Source organism: Pelagibacterium nitratireducens (genome assembly GCF_037044555.1).
Taxonomy (GTDB): Bacteria; Pseudomonadota; Alphaproteobacteria; order Rhizobiales; family Devosiaceae; genus Pelagibacterium; species Pelagibacterium nitratireducens.
In genome coordinates, this window is record NZ_CP146275.1 from 368,144 (window position 1) to 391,333 (window position 23,190).

Here is a 23,190-nt window from a genome sequence, read left to right on the forward strand (position 1 = left end):
CGTGGGATACCTTAGTCATGCGATGCCCAGCGCGTGTGGCCTATCCCTCGGACGCCTCGTCCTCGGGAAGTGCGAACACCCAGATCACGCCACCCGTGGGTACGGTTGATGCCGGGGCGAAGCGATCCGGATACGATGATGCGAGCCTGTTCTGCATGCTCGCCGCGTCAATGCCCCAGCCGGCCTGCACGGCGACATACTGGCGACCCTCGACCTCGAATGTGCTCGGCACGCCTATCACACCGGAATTGACGCGCTGCTCCCAGACGATATCGCCGCTTTCGGCATCGAACGCACGGAACATGCTATCGTTGGTGCCGCCGCCGAACACCAGGCCGCCACCGGTTGCCATGAGCGGCCCCCAGTTCTGGGAATCGGCGAACTCATGGCTCCAAACCATCTCGCCGGTTGAAAGATCCCAAGCCTGGACTTCGCCGATATGGTCAGCACCCTCCACTATATAGAGCTCGGAAAAATCGCCCTGAGTGCCTCGTGTAAAAGACGCGCCGGGACGATAGTCGACAACCGTGCCGCCCTGCATGCGTGTGCACATGTTCTCATTGGCGGGGATATAAACATAATTGGTGTCGGGGCTATAGGCGATCGGGGGCCAGTCTTTGCCGCCCCAGAAGGAGGGACAGAAATCACCGGTGATGCCGGTGCCCGGCTTGGTCCCTTCCGCATATTCTACATATCCAGTTTCTGAATCCATGCTGCCGATCCAGTTCTGATCGACATAGGGCGCGCCGCTGATGAACTCGATGGGACCTTCAGGCGTACGCTCGAGTTGCCACAGCACGCCGCTGCGCGAGGCATGGACGAGGCCGGGAACGGTTTCGCCTTCTCGGTTCGGCAGGTCAACGAGGATGGGGGCTGCCACTTCGTCCCAGTCAAATGAGTCGTTGGGATGATATTGGAAATGCCCCTTGATCTCGCCCGTCTCGGGATCGAGCGCAACGACCGAGGTGACGTAGAGGTTGTCACCGGGCCGCTGGTCGCCCATCCATGGTCCGCCGTTGCCGGTTCCCCAATAAACGAGGTTGGTTTCCGGATCGTATTGACCGGTGATCCAGCTCGATGCACCTCCGGTCATCCAGGCGTCCTCGAATTCATCGCCCGGCTGAGGCCAGGTCTCAGACCCCGGTTCGCCCGGCGCGGGAACCAGGAACGTGCGCCATGCCTCATCGCCGGTTTCCGCGTCATAGGCCGCAATGTAGCCGCGGATACCGCGTTCACCGCCAGAGGTGCCAACGATGACATTGCCGTCAACGACCAGCGGCGCGAGGTTGGAATAGTACCCGTTCCGGTAATCCTCCATGGTCGCAGACCAAACCTCGGCGCCCGTTGCGGCGTCGATGGCGACCAGCACCGAATCGCGTGAAACAAAAAAGACCTTGTCGTCCCAGAACCCCACACCGCGGTTGGTGGGGTGGGAACCGAGCATGTCGGGGGGAAGCTCACGCTGATATCGCCAAAGGATCTCGCCGGTGGCCGCATCAAGGGCGAGCACCTGGTTGCCGGCCGTCGAAACGAACATCTTGCCGTTGATTACCATCGGCGGGGCTTCATGCCCTTCAGAATAGCCGGTCGATACGGTCCAGACCGGCTCCAGATCGTCGACATTGTCAACGCTGATCTGGTCGAGAGGGCTAAAGCCCCAACCATTGTATGCGCGGCGATAGCCGGGCCAGTCCGCGGGATCCGGATCAGTCAAGACGGTGGCGTCGACCGGTTGATAATCGGGGATCATAACCGGGGCGGCCGGCGCTTGGGGAGCATCCCCGGCCGTGGGAGGAGCAGCCGGTCCTGGAGGGGCCGATGGCCCCGGAGGTGCTTCGGGTCCGGCGGGCGCGTCCTGCGCGAGCGCTGATGAGGCGAGCAGAACGGCAATACCGATTCCGAGCAGGCCTTGTGATGTGTACCTCTTGAGCATGGAAACCTCCTCCTTTGAGCTCTTCAGGCGTCTCTAGAAATTCCGCATTTCGGCGTGATGCAAACGCTTGTTCATGGTCTCAAACATCCCCGCCGACACGGCCGTCGAAGGGGGAGTTGACGACGATCCTGTCGTCCTCAAGGACCAATGCGAGCGCGGGAAGGCTGCGGCGGGCCGGCCCCTGGATAACAGCCCCGTTCTGACGGGGATCAAACCGCGACAGGTGGCAGGGACATTCCATATGAAAGGTTTCGGCGATCCAGTCGGTTACTTCGCACGCAGCGTGTGTACAGATCGCCGTTTGAGCAACAACTCCGCCGGCTGCGTAGTCCTGGGCCTCGGGGGCGAGAACCGCAGGGTCCCAACGCGACAACATCAAAAGGTTAAGGGCTGTGCCATTGCGAACCGTCTCAGTCGCTGCGTCGGCCGGCCAAGCCTGAATGGGGGCTGCGTTCTGGACGATCATTTCCGGGGTCAGTGGCGTCGTCTGGTCGTCGCCTGTGGCAAATACGAGGTAGTCGCCAACCGCAGGCGGCTGCCTGGAGATATCGTCCTGACCGAAAGCAGGCAGTGCGGCCAATCCGGCTACGCCTGCAATCCCGCCGACAACGGTACGACGGTTCAGTTTACAACGACACTGTGAGGTCGAAGATTGCTTGTTGTCGAAGTGCTTGTGCAAGTGAATGATCCCTATCTTAAAAAGCAAACAGGGGATCGAGACTTCTAAAATACACCTAGTGCCAAAGTACTATTATGGTGAGGCCTCTTCCCTTCTTTTCCCCCAAGACAAGATGCTACACCCAGTTTCTGCTCGATAGCAAGGGTGGTTGATTTCGAGAGACAAATGACCAAACAGAGCGTACCTCGCCGTCGGCTGCAATCGCCCTGGGTCAGGCTCTGGGGCGACGGCGAATGAGCCCGATCTGCGGGTCATATGCGATGACGGCAAGAAAAAAGCATACGATGGCTGCTCCCGCGACCACCGCCAGAGCAAGGCCATTGAACTTGCCGTAAGCTGCATAGCGCACGAGTTCTACCGCATGGGTGAAGGGGTTCAAGCTCGATGCGATGTAGAGATACTGGGCCCCGCTTTCCCGAAGCCGCCAGAGCGGATAGAGCGCCGATGAGAGAAAGAACATCGGAAAGATCACGAAATTCATCGTTCCGGCAAAGTTCTCCAGCTGCCGCACGGCGATCGAGAGCAGCAACCCGATCGCGCCGAGCATGAAGCCGCAAACCACGAGCGCCGGAAGAACATACGCCCAGCCGCTCCAAGGCACACGCACCCCGATGAGGTGCGCGACGACCAGGAATGCGTAGCACTGTACAACCGATAGCAGGGTCCCGGCGATCAGCTTGCACAGCAGCAGATACCAGCGAGGCAGGGGCGCAGTGAGCAGCAGCCGCATGGTTCCGATCTCACGGTCATAAACGAGCGAGAGGGACGACTGCATTCCGTTGAACAGCAAAACGATACCGAGCAGGCCCGGAACTATATATTCCTGATAGGGAATGTAGGTTTCATAGGGCTCGATCGGCGAAACGCCAAACAGGTTCTGCATGCCCGCGGCAAAAACCACCAGCCAGAGGGCTGGGCGCACCAAGGCCGATGCCAGCCGACCGTATTGGCGCATGAACTTTACGAGCTCTCGTGCCACGATGCCGCGCAAGGCCCGAGCTGCGTGGATCATCCGTTTCGCGCCGTCTCGCGGTCTGTTCGCCATTGTTCAGAATTGGCATGCCGTGCGCGGCGCGTCGACCCCCAAAGTGTCGAGATCATTGGTCTGATGGAGGAAGCCTTCAATCGGTGCCAGGCCGACCACCACATTGCCTGCCGCCAGCAGCATGCCTTGGCGCATCTGGTGGTCCCAAGCGCGTACGCTCATGGGATTACCCTTGGACCCATCGAGATTCATGCGCTCACCGAGCAGGTAATCGCGCACCGGCTCGAACTCAGTAGATTGCGAACGCAACACAGACTGCGTCACGGCCCGGACCGCAGCCCAGGCGGCCCAGTCAAACCGGTGCATGCGCCGGTTGTTGGCGGCCTCGAACCGTGCATTGACCTGCGGCGCGCCTTGTCGTTCCCACGCCCAGTGCCAGGCTTCGGCGACAAGGCCGGCCGAACCGACCACCGGACGTGGCGGATTGGTCTGGTAGGGCACGCTGCGCGCGAATTCGCCGTCGCTGTCGGCAACAAAGACAACGTCGTAATTGGTACCTTCGGTCACCAGCGCGACGTTGTTTTGATCGCGTCGGCGCGGATCGGCGGAAAGCACGAACGGTCGCACTTCAACAATATCGGCGCCGAAGAAACCAACAGATTCCCGAAGCGCTTGGATGATCGCCGCATCCTGCGCCAGCGGACCCTGCAGGGCAAGGATGTTGGTCCAGCGCTTGGACACCAGATACTGCACGATCGCGTCTGTCTGCATGCGGTAACTCGGGATCACGTGCACGATGTTGACCCGGCAATTGGCGCCGCGCAACTCGTCTTGCTGCGCCGAAACGTTGAGCAGTATCACAGGCTGGTCCCGCAGAGCCTCCGAAAGGGCCAGCAATTGTTCTGAAGGCAGATCGGCGATGATGAAATGAACGCCGTCTTGGGCCCATTCGCCAACCGTTGCGGCAAGCTCGTCGACCGTGCTCCCGTGCGCCTCGCGCAACCCGAACTCGACCCCGATGACCTGGCCGATCTGCTGGCCATCGGCAATTCCGAGCAGGGCACCGGCCATGCTGCGTCCCCATGGGCGCTGGGGCACGAGGAAGTTGGCAAGAAAGGGATCGTACCGCGGACTGTCTTCGAGATCGACATAACCGATCCGAACCTGCTCAGCAGACGCCGCCTCCTGGGCCGTGGCCGGCGCCGATGTCAGACATGCCGCCAGCACCCATGCCAGCGCCGCGAGAGAGATCTTATGCGGGCTCATCATCGACCACGATCGAATGGGGCACGCGCCCGGTCGGAATCGATCTGACGTTGGAGCGCGTTTCGAGATCAATGACAGACATGTCGTCACTGAGCCCATTGGTGACATAGAGTTGAGTTCCCTCGGCGCTCAGAGCCAGACTCCAGGCGCGACTGCCCACGAGCGTATAGTCTTCGATCTCACGGGTCTCGACATCGACATAGGCTATGTGGTTGGCGCGCCCGAGCGTTACATACATTGTCTGACCATCCTCGGAAAGCAGGATCCCCACTGGGGTAACATCAACCTCACGAAAGCCGGGCGGCAGGAACTGGAGTTGATCAATAACTTCGTTGGTGGCTGCATCTATGATCGTGACAGACCCCGATAGCTCATCACTCACCCAAAGCTCGGTATCGTCCTTGACCAGTTCGAACCGGCGCGGCCGGGTGCCGACAATGACATTGTCAACCACCGTGCCGCTTGCCGTGTCGATGACATGGACCATGTCGGCGATTTCGGAGGTGACGTAAAGCGTGGTTTCGTCCTCGGTCAGAAGCACGCCCTCGGGCTCGGCGCCCGTAGGAATTTCGTGGATGATGACCTTGCTGGCCACATCTATGACCTGGGCTGTCGAGTTCTCCTCGTTGGAGACAAAGATCTGGGTTTCGTTTTCATTGAGGACAAACATTTCGGGGCTGCGCCCGGTTGGCACGTAGTCGACGACACTGAGCGAGGCAACGTCGATGACATCGATGACGTCGTCATCCCCACAAGCGACGTAGAGGCGCGTCCGGTCAATGTTGAACTGCATATCGCGCGGTCGCGAAGAGGTCGGTATCTCCGCAACCAGCTCAAAATCATTGGCCGGATCGAACACCCAGACACTGTCGCTTCGCTCATTGCTGACAAACACATACCCCGTGCCGGCCGCGCTGGCGGGAAGGCCAAGGCAAAGCCCGAGCACCAAAGCGCCGGCCAGATGCAATGCGCCGGTTCTCAGGATCGGAAGAACGGACATGATAGCCTCCCCAGCTTAAAAATCTTCAGCGCACAACGAAGGTGCCCGACAGGCCGCGATCTTGAAAGCCCTCTGCAAAGAATTCATAGTTTCCCGGGCGGATGGGCACAAAGGAAATCGTCAGCGTGCCCTCGTCGTCGAATTCGAGCCCGTAAACCGCGCCGGAGGTGTGGACCTCGAGGTCATTGATGATGACCTGGTTGATCCAGGCATTACGAAAGAGCTCGGGGGAGCGGATCATCAACTCCTCGAACCCGTCATGAGTGATTTCCCAAATGTAGTATTTGCCCGTTTCCAACTCGTATTCTGTATCGGAAAAGGCCAGCGTGCGGGTGTCGATAGAGAGCTCGAGTGTCTCGGGCCGACTGGCCAGATTGCCCTCCGCCTGTGCGGCAAGAGGGCTCAAGATCATCAAGGGTGCCGCGATAACGGCGGCGAACCAGACTTGCATGGCGGTCTCCTCCCTGCCTAAATTGCCGTCCAGAAATACAAAAGTTTTACCATGATGGGTTCAACCCAACAACCCGAGGTTGCGATGACACAGGAACGTTTCGACGCGGCAGACGGCCATGGCCCGGCGCTCAGCGTCGAAAACGTCTCCAAATCCTACGGTGAGGTGCGCGCGCTTGGGGGCGTGAGCCTTACGATCGGGCGCGGCGAATTTGTCGCCATCCTCGGCCGCAACGGGGCGGGAAAATCAACGCTTTTACAACTGCTGACGGGCATTTTTTCGCCCGACGCAGGGCGGATCACCGTGCTGGGTCACGATATGAGCCGGAATGCGATCGCCGCGCTGGCCGATATAGGCGTTGTCTTCCAGCAACAAACGCTCGATCTGGAACTGAGCGTGAAGGCAAACCTGCTTTTTCATGCCGATTTGCATGGTCTTTCCCGCAGGGAAGCCAGGCGGCGAATATCGGGTTTGCTCGAGGAATACCAGCTTGACGGGGTGGCCACGGCGCGGGCCCGGACCTTGAGCGGTGGCAACCGGCGGCGGCTCGAATTGGCGCGGGCCCGGCTTCATCGCCCGCGGCTGCTGATGATGGACGAAGCGAGCGCGGGGCTCGATCCGAACAGCCGGCGCGCGTTGCTTAGGGAAATGAGGCGCCTCGTCAGGGTCGAGGGCATGAGCATCCTGTGGGCGACCCATCTGGTCGATGAAATACAGCATGCCGATCGCATCATTGTGCTCGACAAGGGTTATGTACTCTATAGCGGCACCACCGCCGAGCTGACACGTCGCGAGCAATCCGATGATCTCGAGCGTACCATTATCACCCTCATGGGAGGCGATGAGGGAGCCGGTCCGCTCAACACACCCAATAGCAACCCATAGATCATTTTCGTTCAGCCCCAGCCAGAAGGACCACCATTGATACTGGCGCTTCCAGGCGAACTGAGTTGGCAGCTGTGCTAACAAGTCGAGCGTCGGGCGGCACGTTCGCCAATCTTTGTTTCCGCACGTTCCCCGGCAAAGAGGCCGTCGTGCGGGAAACTGTGTTTGCGCACATTCCCCGGCGACGTGGCCGTTGTGCGCGATTGTGTGTTTGCGCGCGCTCCCCGGCAAAAGGCGCCTTTTGCCAAACCCTGACACAAGCGATCAATCGCCAAGGAAAAACCGTTTTGGCCCGGAAGGTGGATCGATCGCCATCGGCTGGCCGGTTTTCAAGAACTCCCGCCCAAGGGCGCCAAGTTCGTTGATCGAAAGACCGGATCGTTCAAAGAGGGTGTCGAGAAGCCCCTGGTGTGCCCCGATCTCGTCGTTTGACCCGTCCTGGTCGCCATCATTGTCACCTGCCGCGCGCCTTTCGGCCAATGCCACCAATCCTCCCGCAAGGATCGGGCTTGCGATCATCCCCGGCTGGCGGCGCAGCCCGACCCGGCCGGCCAGACCGGCAGCGGCGAGAATGGGCAGCAGATAGAGCCGGGTCAAAAAAACCCAATATGCCGGCTCAAGATCAAAAAGAACCGCAGCCTTGACCATGGCAGAGGGATCAAGATTTGCCATGGCCGTTTCGGCGACAAGGTTGCGGCGCACCGACCCATGCATGCGCGGCGGATCGATCGCTCCAGGAGCAGTTTGCCAATCGAGCCCTTCCTTTTTGATGATGCGGCGGGTGCTGTCACGCCGGCTAGCCTCGCCCCGCTTGCGCTCAGAGTGGGCGTCCGACCACCCAAGAAGTGTCTCGACCCGGCCCAGTTCATCGGCAAGCACGGTCTTAAACGGGTTGGTCTTGAGACGAGCGATAAAGGCGGTATCGAGGGCGGTGTCGAGCGCTTTTTCTTCAAGGCCATACGCGGCAGCCAGCATCGCCGGGCCGCGGGTTTCGCACCAGTTGAGTACAGGGAATTCGTTGTGGTTCTTGTGCGCGGCGTTGAGATTGAACAGCGCAGCCTGGGCCTCGAGACGCTGGCCGAGCGCTCGATATTGACGCTCAAAACGTTCATATTGGTCATTGTCGGCCACAGCCGCAAGACGCGAGATGCGCGACACTGCCTGCGCGAAAGCCTGCTTGAAGGCATCATCGATAGGGGTGGCATCGGGCCGTCCGACCGACCCCTGGCCTTCAAAGTCGATAACGCTGGGTAGCGAAACCAGGACGCCTCCATTCTCGAGCCGTGTCTTGGCCTCATCGCTTGCTACATGGTCACGTGCCAGGGAGGTTGCATTGACCTGTCGCACGATGAGGTGGGTGAGCAATCGGGAGGAAAACGCGCGCCTGAGGTCTAAAACCCCGGTGTGGATCTGGGCCATCTGGAACGGGGTGACCCGATCGCCCAGCGGTGTGAAAGCCTCAAGCGTCAGGGGCCCTTCGGGCAGTCGGGCATGGAGGTCCAAATGGGTCATGCGTTTGTCGATGGCGTTTGCAAGCACTGTGACGACCGCAGTCAGATGCGTCATTTGTGTTCGCCTCCTTGCGCCCCATGGCGACGCGCAAGGTGGTCGCATACCGAGATTACGAAAACCCTTCCCACCTCAAAAATCGACAAATCCGGTATTGGCCGCTTTGCCATCGAGCCCAGGGGCAGGCGAAACTGGTGCCATTGCAATCGGGAACGGAGCTTTGAGGCGCGGTGACACACGAGGAGTTTGTCGGATTGGCCTGTCAGACGGCGCGCAATGCGCAAGGGCTGCGCCCATTGGCGGGACATGTGCGTCAGCTCTACGGCGTCATTCGCGCGCTTCAGAAAGACGACAACGCGTTCCTCTATATTGCCGAAATCATTCAAAAGGCGCGCAACGACAAGAGCGATGCATTCGACTTCATGAACCGCGTTAAAACTTACCACCATCGGGACCGAAAAGCTGCCGGCGATCCCTGTGTGGTTCGCGGCATAAGGCGGCACGGACCAGCGCCGACCACCAGTCCCGTGACCGAAGGAACGGTAAGATCACCGATTACCACGCCAAGCCGCGCTGAAGGTGACGCAAAAGCCGAAATCGTTGGGGAGAGGGCGGAATTGGGACCACCGCTGTCCGAACCATCAGTCATCCCTCCAGCAGCAGGTGGCCCCGCACCTTCCGCAGGACCACACCATAGGGATGATCTGGGTGCGCTGACAGCCGCATTGCACAGCCGGCCGGGACGCCGTCGCATCGTCTCGGGCGGGTGAGCAGCAGGCCCTTTGCGATACCCAGAGCGGAAAAAGACGCAGATTTTTTCAAATCCGCAATTGGCCATTCGATTGTCCTCGAAATCCCGCGCAGGCTTTGTTCATGACCGGTGACATCGTGTCATCGGCTTGGCCTGAAAGGACATTTTAATGCTCGAAATTCCCGACCTGGTTGCCGCCGAGCAGCCGCCTCTGCTTACCCTTACCTCCCACCGCCTGGGTGGAACCGGCAAGTCTTTGGCCGGACAGATCGTCGCTGACGCCGCCTATCGCTCCGGGCTGAACATGAAGATTTTCGAGAACGATGATCAGACCTTTTACGATCCATATGGCAATGTGCACCACGTCGTGTTGCCGGCAACCGATGAGGTCGTCCATGATCCTATCGCCGATGTGCGCGTGCATGGCGCCTTCGACCGAGCACTGCTTGAGGCGGGCCCCGATGACTGCCTGATCTACGACTGCGCCGCCGCATCGATCAACAGACATACCTATGTCATCGACCAGCTCGATGTGGGCCCGCGCCTTGAGGCGATGGGGCGCCATGCCTTGGTTTTAGTGCCCACATCCGCGCGTGAAGACATCGCGCGCGAGGCATTGGAAACCTATGAGGTCTGGCGCGACCTTTTGCCCACTCCGCATCGCATTGTTCCCATGATCAGCCAGCGCGATGGCGATGTCCGGCACCTGCCGGCCGGGCATGATCTGCGCAAGCTCGCCAAACTCGCGGGCGATGGAGCGTTTCTTGTTCCGCGCATCCCCACGGCCATCATCAATGATGTGCGCCGCTCGGGGATGAAGTTGTGCGAACTCGCCGATACGCGCAACCTGCTTGCGACCGCGGAGATGGCGCGCAAAATTGCGATGGATCCCACAATTGTCCAGATGATGCGCCGCTCGGCCGGGACAGTGCTGAGCGAGACCGACGCCCAGATGAGGTCGCTGGGTTTTACCCTCGGCCTCTAGACACGGGGCCCAGTCACAGTCAGGCAAGCGCTGCGATACTCATGCGTATCGCAGCGCTTGGGAGCCAGAAGGATCGAGAGCGCCAGTTGCTCAAAATCGTGCGCTACCTGGCCCCGGACGCGATAAGCGAGCTGCTTTTGGGTCGGGGACCCGTCGGTGCGAAAAATTGTGCCCGGATCCTGACCGAAGGTATTGCGACCCGGCGCCATGACGCAACACTGGCGCCGATTATCGCTCAGATCGAAAAAAGGGCGGTTCGGACGGCTGGGTTGAACGTCATCGATCGGTATGGGCGCATCGATCATGCCAACCGCTTCGCCGACGATTTGCTTGCGGGGCTCTCCCGTCTGGCGATCTGGGAACTGGTCAGGCTCAAGGTCATCCGAGCTTTTGAAGATTTTCGATCCCGACTGTCTCGATAAATCTGCGATCCGACTTGCCCTCGCACCTTCGGGTGCGGGGGTTTTTGTGCGGCGCTCGGACCAAAGCGCCACGGGCGGTGACCAGGGGCGACATTTTGTTTCCAGCAAGTGACCACGCGTAACCAAAAGTGACTCGGGGTGACTCAAAGCGACCACAAGAGACATTTTGAGACCGGACTTCTAGTCGGTCCTGACTAGAATACGGTGAGATCAATGGACGCGGCGATTGGGAAAGGTACACCACGATGACCAGCCAATTTGTTCGATTGAACTGTTATGGCCGGCAAGCGGGTGCGCGGCGCAAATCCCATGAGAATGCCTACGATATCCTCAAGGAAGCAGAACGTGCCCCGGGCTCGGCACCTCACGTGCGAAACCCGAAACCGCCAGTCCAACTCCATGGTATCCCGATCGGATCGGTGCGGGACCAGCTCGCCGCGTTCATCAGGACTGCGCGGGACCGGCGTGGCGCTCCGGTTCGTCGCGACGGCACTGTGCTTTATGCGATCGTTGCATCATACCCGCGTGCCTGGCGCGAGCTTGACCACCAAAGCGAACTTGAACTCCATCAACAATGGCGCGACGCTGTCGTTGACTGGCTGGGTGCAATTTTTGGCGATAGTCTGCAATCTGTTGTCGAGCACATCGATGAGACCCGGCCGCATGTTCACGGATTTGTCATTCCGCCGCTGTGCCCGCGCAATCGTATCGACCACCGTCTCCATCCCGGGCATGCCGCCAGGAACGCTGTTCTTGAAAGCGGCGGAGATCGGCTGGCAGGCGAACGGGCCTATCGCCAAGGGATGCGCGCCTGGCAAGACAGATTTCATGAGGCGGTTTCTTTCCGATTTGGGCATGGGCGAACCGGGCCGCGCCGCAAGCGGTTCCGGCGCGATGTCGCGCTTATGCGTCAGGCGAGCGATCGTTTTCTTGAGCGCGCTCAAACGATCACCGAGCGCATGGTGCTCCGGCTCGAGGCGTTGCCCTCGGTCGTAACGCCTGAAGAGAAAGCCGAAATAAAGACATTGGCAATGCTCTGCCGCAACGCCCGTGGCCGCCTTCTGGGCGGGCATGCCGACGCGCTCGAAACGCTGGATTCCGCGCTTTCCGATCTCGTTGACGCCGGTCGGGCAAGCAAAGGCCTGGGAGATCAAAGCCGGTCTTTTGATGATGGGCTCGTATCTGTAAATCCGGGCTGGGATGGTGATGAGGACCTTGGGCCCGACCAGATAAACGAAGTCGAGATTGACTGCGATGACGACCGCGATCCTGAAGCGCTCGATCGCGATGGTCCTGAAGACGATTGGGACGCCGAGCCCGACGATGGGGATTTGGTCGAGCCCTTTGATTATTCCGATGAGGTGGACCCGCGTGGTTGAAATCAAATCGTGATGCAGCGCGTTCTCGTCAGCGGCAGCGTTGACAGGCAGATGGCCCCAAGCTTGAATCGTGGACATAAATAAACTAAGTTTACTGAACTAGATTAAGGTGCAGGTGATGAAAACGATCAACATTCATGAGGCCAAGACCCATCTGTCGCGTCTGGTCGATCTGGCCGCGGCCGGAGAGCCGTTCATTATCGCAAAGTCAGGCAAGCCGGTCGCCAAGGTCGTTCCCCTGTCAGCCAAAGATAGCGAAACGGTTGAGCGGGTCGGGTTCCTCGCGGGAAAATTGTTGATCCCCGACGATTTCGACCGCATGGGCGAAGCTGAAATCGAAACCATGTTTTCCGGCAAGCCATGAAGCTCTTGCTCGATACCCATATCTTGTTGTGGGCGGCAGCCATGCCCGAAAAACTTTCGGCCGATGCCATCGCCCTGATCACCAACATGTCGAGCGAGTTGATCTTTTCTGCGGCCAGTCTTTGGGAGATCGCGATCAAGTCGGGGTTGGGACGATCCGATTTCAAGGTCGACGCATCCCTTTTACGCAAGGGACTTATCGACAACGGTTATAATGAGCTAGCTGTGACCGCCACCCATGCCATCGCGACGTCAGGTTTGGCGCCGATCCACAAGGATCCATTCGATCGCATTCTGATCGCCCAAGCCATCACTGAAGGCATTGAATTTTTGACCGCCGACCCCATTGTCGCGCGCTATGAAGGACCGATCCGGGCTGTGTGAACCGCCGTCGATTGAGGGGAGGAGATATTAAAGGATGTATCGCAGTATGATACATTGTCGGGCGTGATCCAGGGCACAAAGGGCAAGCTTGCCGCAAATGCCGTTGACGACATTTTTTGGCAAAGGCTTTCCCGCCGATCTGGTGAAGCGAACACGCGCAATGCTGTCCGCGCTGATGCTGCCTCTGCGCTGCAGGATATGTGTTTTCCACCCGGCAACGGTCTTGAGGCGATGTCTGGTGACCGTGAGGGCGAGCATTTGGTGCGCATCACCTTTGTTAGGACCGGTCAGGGCCCGGCGAACGTTGAAATTGTGGATTATCACTGAGGTATGACCATGAGCATGATCAAGAACCCGGCGCACCCCGGCGAGGTGCTCAACGAGCTGTTTCTTGTCCCGCTTGAAATGAGCGCGGGCGCTCTTGCCCGGCGCCTTGGGGTGCCGCGTACCCGTATCGAGCGTCTTGTGAAGAAAGAGACAGCCCTTACCGCCGATACTGCCTTGCGCCTATCGGCCTTCTTTGGCAACACGGCTGAGTTCTGGTTGAACCTTCAGCGCGCCTACGATCTGGCCGCGGCCCGAGAAACTGTGGACCTGACCCACATTGAGCCAATGGCCGCGGCTTGAGCGTTTTAATGCGCGCCTGAACGGGCGCAAAGATTTTCGAAAGCCACCTGGCCAGGGCACTTTGGGGAGGGGAGAGCGGCCACACCGACCGTTTGCGCATTCGGGCACGGGCTGTGCGAAGCCGATTGTCGAAAACTGAAGAGAATTGCGATCCGATGAAAAGCGCCCAAGCGCCGCGGCCGAACACAGATGCCGTGCTAACCGGCCTCAATGAGCTTATGGAAATCGTAAGGGTTGCCATGCCCGCCTACCTTCGGGCTCAGGACCGCCGCGTTATTCGTGCTGAAGCGCTGATTGCGATACTCAAGGGCGAAATCAATTGAGAAAGGCCCAGGTTCTGGCGGTAATCGGTTCGATATGCCTGGTCCTGGCACTGGTTCCCGCGTTGGCGCAACTATTGGGTTTCTTCTAGCGCCAACTTATCCACGCCCGTCCGCGCAAGTTTATGCTGGTCCCCGAACTGGAACTGGGAGACACCATATGGACCCGCGTGATTGGAAACTGATATTGCGAGTTGTTGTGGCAATGATCGAATATGTATTGGATGGCAGGTGACAACGAGAGCAAAAAGGGCGGCAGTGTGGGGGCTGGTTCTGGCAACGCTAACGGTGTCTTCTTTGGCATGGGCGCAACCGGTCATGGAAATGTGTGCCCCCTATCAGCCCAACACGGCTGAAAAGACCTGCGTGGTTGATGGCGACACGATCTGGCTTGCAGGCGAAAACATCAGACTTGAGGGGTTCGACACCCCTGAGCCTCAGACCGACATCTGTGGTGGCGAACGCGAAAAGGCACTGGCGGCACAGGCCAGCGCAAGGCTCATTGAATTGCTCAACACCAATGTCTGGACGGTCCGGCGCAGCGGAACCGATCGCTATGGCCGCACACTGGCAACGGTTGCGATTGGCGGCCGCGATATTGGAGAATGGCTCGTCTCAGAGCGGCTGGCCCGCTGGTGGCCGGATGGCGAGGAATGGTGGTGCGATTAGAGCGCAATCGCCTGGCCCAAAGGATGGCTTGGTTGCCAAGCTCACGATCATGGAAGGGAGCCTCGTGGCTGAGATCGTTGTGGTTTTGCATCCTCTGGGCTTTTGGGCGCAGGCTTTGATTTAATTGCGGTCACCGCCATGTCATGACGAGGCTGCTGTTGTGCGATCGACAACGCGGTTTTCCGCACGTTCGTTTGCGTGTCGAAAAGACTTAATCTGAGCGTGAGGGCGGCCATTGGCTCCATACACTGCTCGTCAATGGCCAGTTCAAGTATCGGTATGTCGATAAGGATATGATCCATGGCGCTCAATATTGAAGACCCCGAGGTCGACAAACTGGTCGCCGAGCTGATCGCTTTGAAGCGAACATCCAAGCTCGAGGCTGTTAAAGCTGCCCTCAAGCACGAGATAGCCAGCCATCGGCGCGATCTTCCCATTCGCGAAAGACTGGCCAAATCCCTTGCCATGGCCAAGGAGGCCGGACCTTTTTCACCGGGCGACCATAAAGCTGAAACCGATGAAATATGGGACGCAGATTGATGCAGCCAAGCGAGTGTGGAGACGATTTCTATAACCCGGCAGGCACCGTGTGTGGTGTCTTGTATGATCTCGCTGGCCGGGTCCGAAGGCATTTAACGAACCGGGTGGCGATCGGAGATTGGATTGGGCCCAACCCGGTCTACCCATCTTGCTTTTCACAGGTTGGTTGACGCCGGATTTGGTGGGGTTCTCGACCCATCCTTGATGTGTCCAGACAGATTGTGCATTGCCCTTTGGGACTGGAAAAACAGGCCGCATGAGGCCACAAATCAGCCCTAGGACTGTCCAATAGGCCGGAGGAAACACGGGGCTAAGGTCATATGACGTAAGGTTGAATCGCTTTCAATCGGTCGGTTTCCAGCTTCCAATAGACCATCCATGCGATTTCAATCTGGCGGGCGCTGACTTTCAAACAGTCGGGGCCTTACTTTCAACTGGTCGAAGGAGGTGGGCTTTAGAATGTATCCCTGGTTCGCAAAGGCCAGAATAGAAGGCGCCATGTCCGACACCCGTGTCGTCCTTGTCTGCGGACCTCGGCAAGCTCGATCATGAATGTGGCAACCCGGAAAGCTGGTTCGCACGTCCCCTAGGATAGGTCTCGAGCTAGTGCCGACCGGGACCTGAGCCCGAGATTGCCCGTTTATCCGGGCGGGGCCTGTCGCGAACTGGGTGCCGCCGCACCCTTGCGTTAGGGGTTGAAGCCGAATGGCGGAAACGCGCCACCGGCGTGGTTCCGGCGCAGCGCAATGCCAGACTTGAAAGGTATGTCCTTGTTCAGTGCCGCGCTTTCCAAGGATCAATGACCGGAACGCCTGCCGCATTGAAGGCGCTGGCATCGCCTGTCGCAGCGGTGAAACCATGGGCGGTTGCGATGGCGGCAATATAGCCGTCCGGTGTGGGAAAGCCTTTGCCTACCTTTCGGGCAGCAACGGCATCGAAGGCGAGGATTTTGCCCTCGAACAGCGGAAGCATCCCCTTTAGCGTGGTGGCGAGCTGCCAAGTGATCGCGTCAAGCTGCGCGTCTGGTATGGTCGCGGGACAGCGCAAGGCTGGGAGCCGTGCCCGAGTGGGATGGCTTACGCAATAAAACCGGGCGCGATCAGCTTTCAAACCCGCGCACCTTGCAGCTTTTCAAAGAGCCGTCTTAGGCCATAGGCTGGGGCCATCCGTTTGGGTGGCCCCAGCCGCTATGGGCTCTGCGCCGCCCCAGCCGCATCGAGCGGCTGCAACGACGACGAGGAAAGCCCGAACCCCTTCCCGTTACTTTCAGTTTGCAGAATAAATGTAAATTCTGTATATTCTGAATAACTATGAAAGAGGTCCGGACCATGAAAGAATTTGCCGCTGCCGATCTGACCCGGAAGACCGGTGACCTGTTCGAAGCCGCGACCATATCGCCGGTCGCAATCACCAAGCACCGCAAGCGGCGCTACGTCATCATGTCGATGGAGCGCTACGAGAGCCTCACCCACGGCCAGGACACACGGCGCGCATTCCGCCTCGACGACCTTGACGACCGCGAGGCTGACAAGATGATCGCAGACCTGCAAAACAGCATCGACAATGACTGATTCAGCGCCGCGCCTTGGCGACGTTTGGCGCTATCCGTTCCTATGGAGCCGGGAAGCGGCCAGCGGGGAGACCGAGGGCCGAAAAGTGCGGCCCGTCGTCCTGGCGCTGCTCGTGCGCAACCGTGCCGAAGAGCTGATCGTGCTCATGGTGCCGATCACCAGCGTTCCGCAATCCGACCGCTACGCGGTCGAGGTGCCCGAGATCGAGAAACGCCGCGTCGGCCTTGATGCTCATATGCGGCTCTGGATCGTCGCCGGCGAGGTGAACGAGGATATCCCGGCGCGCAGCTTCTATTTCGAATCCGGCAACCGCATTGGGCAATTTAGCGCCCAATTCACCAAGCAGGTGCAGGCCATCATGATTGAAGCCCTGAAAGCCCGCCGCCTTAGCCGAAACGGCCGAGGCTGACCCATGCAGGACCGTATTGCGCCGACGCCGCCCCTCATCAACAATTTTGGGCGGCTTTTGAAGATCGCCAAGGATGATGCCGGCCAGAGCCGGATCGTGGCGAGCTTCAGCTAGCGCGGATTGCGAGTGATCACCAAAGTGCGCGGCAGATCTCGCCGGTTCTGCGTCACCGTGAACAGAAAGAGCAGCGCCGAAACCGTGCTGTTGATCGTCGCCGGACCCACGCCAGTCTCATGCTGACGCGGTTGGTAATGCCGGATGTCTTCGGCAGTTGCGGTGTCGGGAGATCGCCTCAGGAAAGCGGCGAAGTTTCGAACATGCCGAACATAATCCTGCTGTGTATGGGCGCCCAGACCTCGCATCACCATGTCTTGCTGCATGCGTTGGCGCAGCGGTGTGGTCGGGGCATTGGTCTGAAAGGTCTTCATAACGAGTTTCTCCTGTTGAAAGGAACTCCATGTTCGGACCCCAGCCTCTAGCTGCCCAGAGCCTAAGACAATTCTATCAAGTCTCACCACGCGCGTCGCTCCCGCGAAGCTGGTTCGTGCAAGGGGGGCGGATGCCGAATGGCAGTAATGCGCCCCCATTTCGGCCATTTAGTCAGCCACGGCCGGTTCCCAAAAGCTGGCCTTTCCGCAAGAGCCAACCCCGTCCATTTCGGGGGCCAAACACTAAATTCACATCTTGTGTGACGGCTTCTCGACGGGTCGTTCTTCCAACGCGGCATTGACACGCTTTTGCATCAGTTCAACGAATGGCTTCACGTTGCCGCTGATGCTGGCAGCGTTCAGGCCGGCCAGATACTCGTTGCGATCTTCGACGCGAATGATGGTCCAGGGATATCCTCCCGAAGCGAGTAAGCTATTGAGGAGGAAGCGCGCGGTGCGTCCGTTTCCGTCGGGATACGGATGCACATAACCGAAAAGCCAGTGACCCAGTACCGCACGCACGCCGGGCTCGCTCTCCTCCCGAATTTGTTCGAAGAGAGCCGTCATCCCGTCCATCACCGCTTCGTGGCGGGGAGGCACGTAATCGGAGGTCATGAGGTAGACCGGGTGGTTGCGGTATCCCGCAAGGTCTCGTGGCTTCAGCAGGCCGGCATTCACGCTGGGTGCGAAGAGCGCTCGAAACCATGCGTTGTGCTGCTGCTCGACGATTTCAGCCGCGTCGTCGCCATCGAGAATGCGCGATACTGACTCCTTGACCAACTGAAATGCCTCCCAATAGCCGCGGGCGGCGAGAGCATTCCTGTTCTTCTTGTCGTCTTCGTTTTCTTCCGGGTCCCAGTTGCCGCTCTTCACCCTCTCGATGAGTTCGAGCGTGACAGAATAGCCCTCGATCGACAGGGAGTGGTACGCATCGCTCTTGTAGACTTCGTCTACCTGCTCCAGGTATGTCGCCGAGTTGTCAGGCAACCCCGGGGGTGCGGGGAAAAAATTGAGCACCACTTGGCGGCTTTTCTGCCACAACGCCGCAATGCGGCCGGCCACCGGGTTCTTGGTGCGAAGAATCACCGGCCGGTCGTCGATCTCAAACGGGTTATGCTCCCGTACCTGATATTGGGCACTGCTCATTGTCCCGACGACTTCGTCAGCGAAGCGATCGTTCCCCACGTGCCTGAATGCGCCCGCCAGGCGGCCGGCCACGACAGAGGCACCTCGCTCGAGCAATGGGCCGAGTAGCTGGGACGGCGACTGAAGCTGGCGGAGGGCAATCTGAGCACTTAACGAATGCGCTTTGAAGAAATTTTCCGGTACCAAGGTGAGCGCAACCGGCAGGGTCAGGCGGCGGATGCCGTCAACTACTTCGACGTCATCGGCATCCTTCGGCTGCGACTTCAGGTTGTAAATGGAGTTGCCGAAGGGGAGATGAATGGGCGTATCGGATGCGGCCTGGCTGTGGAGGATGAGCTGGTTGGGGATACTGGTATGCTCGACCGCAAGCAGGAGCGACTGCTCTGGTGACACGTTCCAGTCAGCACCGTAGCGGTCGTTTGCGTAGGCTGAACAGAATTCCCAGAACGATGCGATCCAGGGTGTGGTGTCTCCAGGCTTTGCCTGGGGATTCGTGAGATATACCCAGCCCTTCGCCGCCCCGGCCAAAAAACCGGCGTCGATGAGGCGCTCGCGCAAGGTTCTTGTCAGCTCTGCGCTCTTGAAGACTTTCCTTTTGGCGGGTCCCTGAAGACGATGGAGGGCTTTGAGAGCCTCAGCCAATTTTTCATTCGGTGTAGCCATGATCGCCTTGGATGTAGGAATTCCCGTGGCTGCCGTCGCATGCAATCACGTGTTTTATGTTGCGCTATAACCCGTATATCATGCTGTATCATTTCCCGCAAATGACGCCGTATGAACTCCCGTATATCATGCTGTATCATTTCCCGTAAAAGATGCTGGTGCCCATCAGGGCAAGAGGAAAGTCAATGGCGAGTCGATGTGCTAAAGCCTTCCAAGCTTGTAGACCGGAGCTAGGTTCTGAACTCATAAACAGGATTCCCGATTGAGCGCAGTCGTGATTCACTTCGCAGAAATTGCGGAGTGGAAACGATGGCACGATTTGATCTGAGCGATTTCGAATGGGAGTTGATCCAGCCCTGTTGCCGAACAAGTCACGGGGGGTGGGTGGATGACCGGCGGGTTCTGAATGGCATTTTCTGGGTGTTGCGGACCGGCTCACCCTGGCGCGACCTGCCCGAGCGCTACGGCCCCTCAACCACGGTCTACAACCGCTTCAATCGCTGGGCCAAGGCGGGTGTCTGGGTGCGGGTGTTCGAGGAATTGGCGGAAAAATCGCCGGACTCCATGCAATTCATCGATTCCTCAATCATCCGAGCCCACCAGCATGCGGCCTCGGGTAAAAAGGGGGCGCGGATCACGCCATCGGCCGTTCTCGTGGAGGACTGAGCACCAAAATCAATGCCATGGTCGATGCCAACGGGCTGCCGGTCGCGATCACTCTGGCGCCAGGGCAGGCCTCAGACAAGGCAGCGGTTCCGGCGCTTCTTGCGACGCAGAAGGTCATTGGCGACGTGGTCGCGGATCGCGGCTACGATGCCCGCGCCATCCTCGAACTGATCGCCCAAAGAGGCGGACGAGGCCATATCCCGACCCAAAAGGATCGCAAGGCACAACGCAGCATCGATCCGGCCATCTACCGCCAACGCAACCTCGTCGAGCGATTCTTCAACAAACTCAAACACTTCCGAAAGATCGCAACCCGATATGAGAAGACAGAACACAACTACCTCGCAGCCGTCCTCATCGCATGCTCACGCCTATGGATGCGGTTTCATGAGTCCGCTACCTAGTGCCTCAATGGCCTATGGCAGGGTGCAATCGCCGTTCAACGCCGTCTGGCCCGTGACCCGTACTCCCGAGAGTGCGCATAGTTGTCGACGAACTCGTTCGACGGGCCGAAGCGGGGGAATTGTAGGGCCGGCGTTGCCCTCCCGTGCCCAAGCTGGTTTCGGGCAACATTGCGAAAGTAGGGAATGTCCTCAATGAAGTCGGTCGTCGCGGGTCGGCAAGGCGCCCTCATTTCGTCCGTTGAAGCCCCTCTTTGATTTCCCAGAAGCGGTCGTTGGCGAATTGACTCGTCTGATTCACGAGCAAGGGTGATTGAACGGAGTGTCACCTTTTGCCGTTGGTGGGTAGAACCCACACTAAACAAACCTTTCACATTCATTCGGGGCGCCGCGCGGCATATCTCTCTCGCGCCGTGCGGCGTGCGGGCTGCAGGGACGTCACAGCGCACATGCTAGCGACAGGTGAGCCGACCCCTTTTAGCAGGACGCGATGCCAATATTTCTCTCGCTCGTAGAGCTTGCTCGTGCGAAATTTGCTCCGCTCGGACAGGGATAGCGGGGAACATGCCCGGACCTCGCGAGTTAAATGCTCCAGAGATTTGGCGTTGCAGCAGGGGCTGGCTAGAAACCATGTCCACCGAAAACCTGGTCGTTCATGACAAAAGCCCCAGCGATGAAGGCGGTAGGTTCTTCGTTGGAATTGGCCGAGCTTTCGGCGGTGCGCTGATTTTTTCGCTGCCCATGCTGATGACCATGGAGATGTGGTGGCTGGGTGTTTACCTCGAGCCTTGGCGAATTATCGCGATGCTGGTGCTGGGCTTTCCAGTGCTACTCGGTCTTTCCCATTTTGGCGGCTTTCGTAAAACGGCTAGCCTCGCCAATGATGTCGCTGATGTGCTTGTCGCAATCGTGGTGGCGGCAGTAGCGGCCGGCATTATCCTGTTTTTGTTTGGGTTACTCGATTTCAGTATGCCTCCGAGGGAAATCACTGGAAAGATTGCAATTCAGCTGGTCCCCGCTAGCATTGGAGCCATGTTGGCGCGGAGCCAATTGGGCGAACAGTCGGAATCCCAAGAAGAGGAGCGCGAGGGGCCAAATTATTGGGGCGATCTGTTTCTCATGGGCGTTGGGGCGCTATTCCTGTCTCTCAACATTGCCCCCACCGAAGAGATGATCCTGATCGCATACAAAATGGAAATATGGCAGGAGATTGCTCTAGTGGCGCTTTCCCTGACGTTGCTTCACGCTTTCATTTATACCCTTGGTTTCCGGGGTGGGGCACGAGCTGACTCACAATCCTTCCTCAGTGCCTTTGCCCGGTTCACCTTTGGCGGATATGCGGTAGTCTTTCTCGTCAGTCTCGGCGTTCTCTGGCTGTTTGGTCGGACGCAGGGCACTTCAGCGCACGATATCCTAAGTTCGACGATCGTCCTGTCGTTTCCCGGTTCGATAGGGGCGGCCGCAGCGCGGCTCATCCTGTGATGGAAGATGTGCGGCGCCAGCACAATCAAGCTCCTGAGAGGACCTCTCCTCTGGAGTGGGCGGTCGCATTTTTCGGTGCTGTCCTGGTCTTCGGGACCGTTGGATATTTAGCATACTATGGGATTTCGCATCCGGAAACGCCGCCAAACGTGACGGTTGAATATAGTTCATCCAGTGTCCTGGCCAGCGGTCATCTCATCGAATTCACGGCCAAAAATAACGGCAATACCACCGCAGCAGATCTCTTGATTACGGGGACATTGTTCGACGGCGACCGCACAGTCGAGGAAAGCGAGGCCACGCTTGATTATCTGCCTCAGCAGGCAGAAAGGAAGGGCGGACTGATTTTCCGTGAAAACCCGGCCGAGTTTGATCTTCGGCTCGAAGCAAGCGGCTATGCAAAGCCGTGATGTCTGCAGTTGTCAAAAGCAAATGGTCATGAGCGCTATCGGCCGCAACCATTATCCAAGCCTTAGGGCTCGTATCTCTTAAAGCCGTCCTGGTTCCTTACTGTCCGCAGCTTGTCTTGCATCAAGCCCTAACCCCCGCTCTCGGCCAATTCGGGCCTAGGCAGGTCGATTCCGGAACCGCTGGAAGCGGACTCCGTTAGACCGGCATACTCCCAGCGAGGAAGCCATGTCCCGATATCCCAACAAAGGCCGCACGGTCGTCCTAACCATGCTTGTTGCGGCACTTGCTGCCAATCTGGCTCTTGAGGGGATCGCAACGCGTCAGCGCCGCGGTGCTTCGGATGCGGCCCCCGGCCGAACGGCTCGGCGGCGCAGGTTTGGGAATTATGCCGTCACCGGCAAGACAGTCACTATCAACCGCCCCCGCGCCGATCTCTACGCTTTCTGGAGAGACTTTTCCAATCTTGCCCTGTTTATGGAAAACGTCGAGACAGTCGAATCCTTGGGCGATGGCACGTTTCGCTGGTTCATACGCGCCCCTCTCGGCCAGACGATTGAGCTTGATACCCAGATTATCGAGGAACGCGAGAACGCTCTGATCGCGTGGCGTTCGGTCGATACCGCAGCGATAAGAGCGGAAGGCAAGGTCGAGTTTCGCGAGGCTTCGGACGGTCGGGGAACGGAAATTGAGGCCATCATTGCCTATGAACCGCCTGCCGGAGAACTCGGACGCCTGATCGGCATGCTCTTTGGACGGGAGCCGGCCGTACAGGGCCGCCGAGAGTTGAAGCGATTTAAGATGCTGATGGAAACTGGCGAAGTTGCCGACGCGCGTTATTTCGCGTCCCAGAACTAAGGAGGAACGG

At 58.8% G+C, this 23,190-nt stretch carries 28 protein-coding genes and 1 pseudogene; 18 read left to right on the plus strand and 11 right to left on the minus strand.

What is annotated here, in order from left to right; all coding sequences use genetic code 11:
* Window positions 1–40 precede the first annotated feature (40 nt).
* The 6 genes from V6617_RS01890 to V6617_RS01915 form a co-directional block, all read right to left on the minus strand.
* The gene (locus V6617_RS01890) at window positions 41–1,933 is read right to left on the minus strand and encodes a PQQ-dependent dehydrogenase, methanol/ethanol family (protein ID WP_338608699.1); all 1,893 of its coding nucleotides are present in this window, start codon (window positions 1,931–1,933) and stop codon (window positions 41–43) included.
* Between the two features lie 79 nt (window positions 1,934–2,012).
* The gene (locus V6617_RS01895) at window positions 2,013–2,513 is read right to left on the minus strand and encodes a Rieske (2Fe-2S) protein (protein WP_338608701.1); all 501 of its coding nucleotides are present in this window, start codon (window positions 2,511–2,513) and stop codon (window positions 2,013–2,015) included.
* Between the two features lie 310 nt (window positions 2,514–2,823).
* The gene (locus V6617_RS01900; RefSeq protein WP_338608702.1) at window positions 2,824–3,624 is read right to left on the minus strand and encodes an ABC transporter permease; all 801 of its coding nucleotides are present in this window, start codon (window positions 3,622–3,624) and stop codon (window positions 2,824–2,826) included.
* Between the two features lie 36 nt (window positions 3,625–3,660).
* A complete protein-coding gene (locus V6617_RS01905) occupies window positions 3,661–4,866 on the minus strand; it encodes an ABC transporter substrate-binding protein (RefSeq protein ID WP_338608704.1) in 1,206 nt (401 codons plus the stop codon).
* Entirely contained in the window at window positions 4,850–5,863 is a 1,014-nt protein-coding gene (locus V6617_RS01910) for a PQQ-dependent catabolism-associated beta-propeller protein (protein ID WP_338608706.1), read from the minus strand. The genes V6617_RS01905 and V6617_RS01910 overlap by 17 nt, the downstream gene beginning before the upstream one ends.
* A 25-nt stretch (window positions 5,864–5,888) precedes the next feature.
* On the minus strand, window positions 5,889–6,314 hold the full coding sequence (locus V6617_RS01915) for a hypothetical protein (protein WP_338608708.1): 426 nt from the start codon (window positions 6,312–6,314) through the stop codon (window positions 5,889–5,891).
* Window positions 6,315–6,398: 84 nt separating this feature from the next.
* Here V6617_RS01915 and V6617_RS01920 point away from each other — a divergent pair, with 84 nt between their 5' ends.
* Entirely contained in the window at window positions 6,399–7,199 is an 801-nt protein-coding gene (locus V6617_RS01920) for an ATP-binding cassette domain-containing protein (RefSeq protein ID WP_338608710.1), read from the plus strand.
* A 264-nt stretch (window positions 7,200–7,463) separates the two neighbouring features.
* On the opposite strand, the gene V6617_RS01925 is transcribed toward V6617_RS01920, so the two are convergent.
* Window positions 7,464–8,765, minus strand: coding sequence for a hypothetical protein (locus tag V6617_RS01925; protein ID WP_338608711.1), 1,302 nt, complete (start codon window positions 8,763–8,765; stop codon window positions 7,464–7,466).
* A 251-nt stretch (window positions 8,766–9,016) separates the two neighbouring features.
* On the opposite strand from V6617_RS01925, the gene V6617_RS01930 reads away from it, so the two are divergent.
* The 3 genes from V6617_RS01930 (at window position 9,017) to V6617_RS01940 (ending at window position 10,866) form a co-directional block, all read left to right on the plus strand.
* Entirely contained in the window at window positions 9,017–9,478 is a 462-nt protein-coding gene (locus V6617_RS01930) for a hypothetical protein (protein ID WP_338608712.1), read from the plus strand.
* A 150-nt stretch (window positions 9,479–9,628) separates the two neighbouring features.
* Window positions 9,629–10,444, plus strand: coding sequence for a hypothetical protein (locus V6617_RS01935; protein ID WP_338608714.1), 816 nt, complete (start codon window positions 9,629–9,631; stop codon window positions 10,442–10,444).
* Between the two features lie 41 nt (window positions 10,445–10,485).
* Window positions 10,486–10,866 (plus strand): hypothetical protein, encoded by a 381-nt coding sequence (locus tag V6617_RS01940; protein WP_338608716.1) that lies wholly within the window; start codon window positions 10,486–10,488, stop codon window positions 10,864–10,866.
* Window positions 10,867–11,381: 515 nt separating this feature from the next.
* Here V6617_RS01940 and V6617_RS01945 read toward each other — a convergent pair.
* The gene (locus V6617_RS01945) at window positions 11,382–11,810 is read right to left on the minus strand and encodes a hypothetical protein (protein ID WP_338608718.1); all 429 of its coding nucleotides are present in this window, start codon (window positions 11,808–11,810) and stop codon (window positions 11,382–11,384) included.
* Between the two features lie 15 nt (window positions 11,811–11,825).
* Here V6617_RS01945 and V6617_RS01950 point away from each other — a divergent pair, with 15 nt between their 5' ends.
* From V6617_RS01950 to V6617_RS01985, 8 genes are all read left to right on the plus strand, one after another.
* Window positions 11,826–12,245 carry a hypothetical protein gene (locus tag V6617_RS01950; protein ID WP_338608720.1) on the plus strand — a complete coding sequence of 140 codons (420 nt, stop codon included), beginning with the start codon at window positions 11,826–11,828 and terminating at the stop codon, window positions 12,243–12,245.
* A 118-nt stretch (window positions 12,246–12,363) separates the two neighbouring features.
* The gene (locus V6617_RS01955) at window positions 12,364–12,609 is read left to right on the plus strand and encodes a type II toxin-antitoxin system prevent-host-death family antitoxin (protein WP_338608722.1); all 246 of its coding nucleotides are present in this window, start codon (window positions 12,364–12,366) and stop codon (window positions 12,607–12,609) included.
* Window positions 12,606–12,992: a type II toxin-antitoxin system VapC family toxin gene (locus V6617_RS01960; RefSeq protein ID WP_338608724.1), complete on the plus strand. Its 387-nt coding sequence runs from the start codon at window positions 12,606–12,608 to the stop codon at window positions 12,990–12,992. Before V6617_RS01955 ends, V6617_RS01960 begins: the two co-directional genes overlap by 4 nt.
* 63 nt (window positions 12,993–13,055) lie before the next feature.
* Window positions 13,056–13,319, plus strand: coding sequence for a type II toxin-antitoxin system RelE/ParE family toxin (locus V6617_RS01965; protein ID WP_338608725.1), 264 nt, complete (start codon window positions 13,056–13,058; stop codon window positions 13,317–13,319).
* Window positions 13,320–13,328: 9 nt separating this feature from the next.
* The gene (locus tag V6617_RS01970; RefSeq protein ID WP_338608727.1) at window positions 13,329–13,619 is read left to right on the plus strand and encodes a HigA family addiction module antitoxin; all 291 of its coding nucleotides are present in this window, start codon (window positions 13,329–13,331) and stop codon (window positions 13,617–13,619) included.
* 155 nt (window positions 13,620–13,774) lie between these two features.
* Window positions 13,775–13,942 carry a hypothetical protein gene (locus tag V6617_RS01975; RefSeq protein ID WP_338608729.1) on the plus strand — a complete coding sequence of 56 codons (168 nt, stop codon included), beginning with the start codon at window positions 13,775–13,777 and terminating at the stop codon, window positions 13,940–13,942.
* 228 nt (window positions 13,943–14,170) lie between these two features.
* Entirely contained in the window at window positions 14,171–14,608 is a 438-nt protein-coding gene (locus tag V6617_RS01980; RefSeq protein ID WP_338608731.1) for a thermonuclease family protein, read from the plus strand.
* A 300-nt stretch (window positions 14,609–14,908) separates the two neighbouring features.
* Window positions 14,909–15,148: a type II toxin-antitoxin system VapB family antitoxin gene (locus V6617_RS01985; protein ID WP_338608733.1), complete on the plus strand. Its 240-nt coding sequence runs from the start codon at window positions 14,909–14,911 to the stop codon at window positions 15,146–15,148.
* Window positions 15,149–15,922: 774 nt separating this feature from the next.
* Here V6617_RS01985 and V6617_RS01990 read toward each other — a convergent pair.
* Window positions 15,923–16,144: pseudogene (locus V6617_RS01990) on the minus strand (VapC toxin family PIN domain ribonuclease); the annotation flags it as partial.
* Window positions 16,145–16,476: 332 nt separating this feature from the next.
* On the opposite strand from V6617_RS01990, the gene V6617_RS01995 reads away from it, so the two are divergent.
* Both V6617_RS01995 and V6617_RS02000 read left to right on the plus strand, forming a co-directional pair.
* Entirely contained in the window at window positions 16,477–16,719 is a 243-nt protein-coding gene (locus V6617_RS01995) for a prevent-host-death family protein (RefSeq protein WP_338608735.1), read from the plus strand.
* A gap of 85 nt (window positions 16,720–16,804) precedes the next feature.
* The gene (locus tag V6617_RS02000) at window positions 16,805–17,128 is read left to right on the plus strand and encodes a hypothetical protein (RefSeq protein WP_338608737.1); all 324 of its coding nucleotides are present in this window, start codon (window positions 16,805–16,807) and stop codon (window positions 17,126–17,128) included.
* 110 nt (window positions 17,129–17,238) lie between these two features.
* On the opposite strand, the gene V6617_RS02005 is transcribed toward V6617_RS02000, so the two are convergent.
* On the minus strand, window positions 17,239–17,556 hold the full coding sequence (locus V6617_RS02005) for a phage integrase N-terminal SAM-like domain-containing protein (protein WP_338608739.1): 318 nt from the start codon (window positions 17,554–17,556) through the stop codon (window positions 17,239–17,241).
* A 249-nt stretch (window positions 17,557–17,805) separates the two neighbouring features.
* Window positions 17,806–19,365 carry a Fic family protein gene (locus tag V6617_RS02010; RefSeq protein WP_338608741.1) on the minus strand — a complete coding sequence of 520 codons (1,560 nt, stop codon included), beginning with the start codon at window positions 19,363–19,365 and terminating at the stop codon, window positions 17,806–17,808.
* Window positions 19,366–19,674: 309 nt separating this feature from the next.
* On the opposite strand from V6617_RS02010, the gene V6617_RS02015 reads away from it, so the two are divergent.
* From V6617_RS02015 to V6617_RS02030, 4 genes are all read left to right on the plus strand, one after another.
* A protein-coding gene (locus V6617_RS02015; protein ID WP_338608742.1) for an IS5 family transposase occupies window positions 19,675–20,435 on the plus strand; the annotation gives its coding sequence in 2 pieces (ribosomal slippage) (window positions 19,675–19,993 and window positions 19,993–20,435; 762 coding nt in all).
* A gap of 627 nt (window positions 20,436–21,062) precedes the next feature.
* Window positions 21,063–21,914: a TIGR02587 family membrane protein gene (locus V6617_RS02020; protein WP_338608744.1), complete on the plus strand. Its 852-nt coding sequence runs from the start codon at window positions 21,063–21,065 to the stop codon at window positions 21,912–21,914.
* Window positions 21,914–22,324, plus strand: a complete 411-nt coding sequence (locus tag V6617_RS02025; protein ID WP_338608746.1) for a TIGR02588 family protein — start codon at window positions 21,914–21,916, stop codon at window positions 22,322–22,324. The genes V6617_RS02020 and V6617_RS02025 overlap by 1 nt, the downstream gene beginning before the upstream one ends.
* A 226-nt stretch (window positions 22,325–22,550) precedes the next feature.
* Window positions 22,551–23,180, plus strand: a complete 630-nt coding sequence (locus V6617_RS02030; protein WP_338608748.1) for an SRPBCC family protein — start codon at window positions 22,551–22,553, stop codon at window positions 23,178–23,180.
* The last annotated feature ends 10 nt before the right edge of the window (window positions 23,181–23,190 follow it).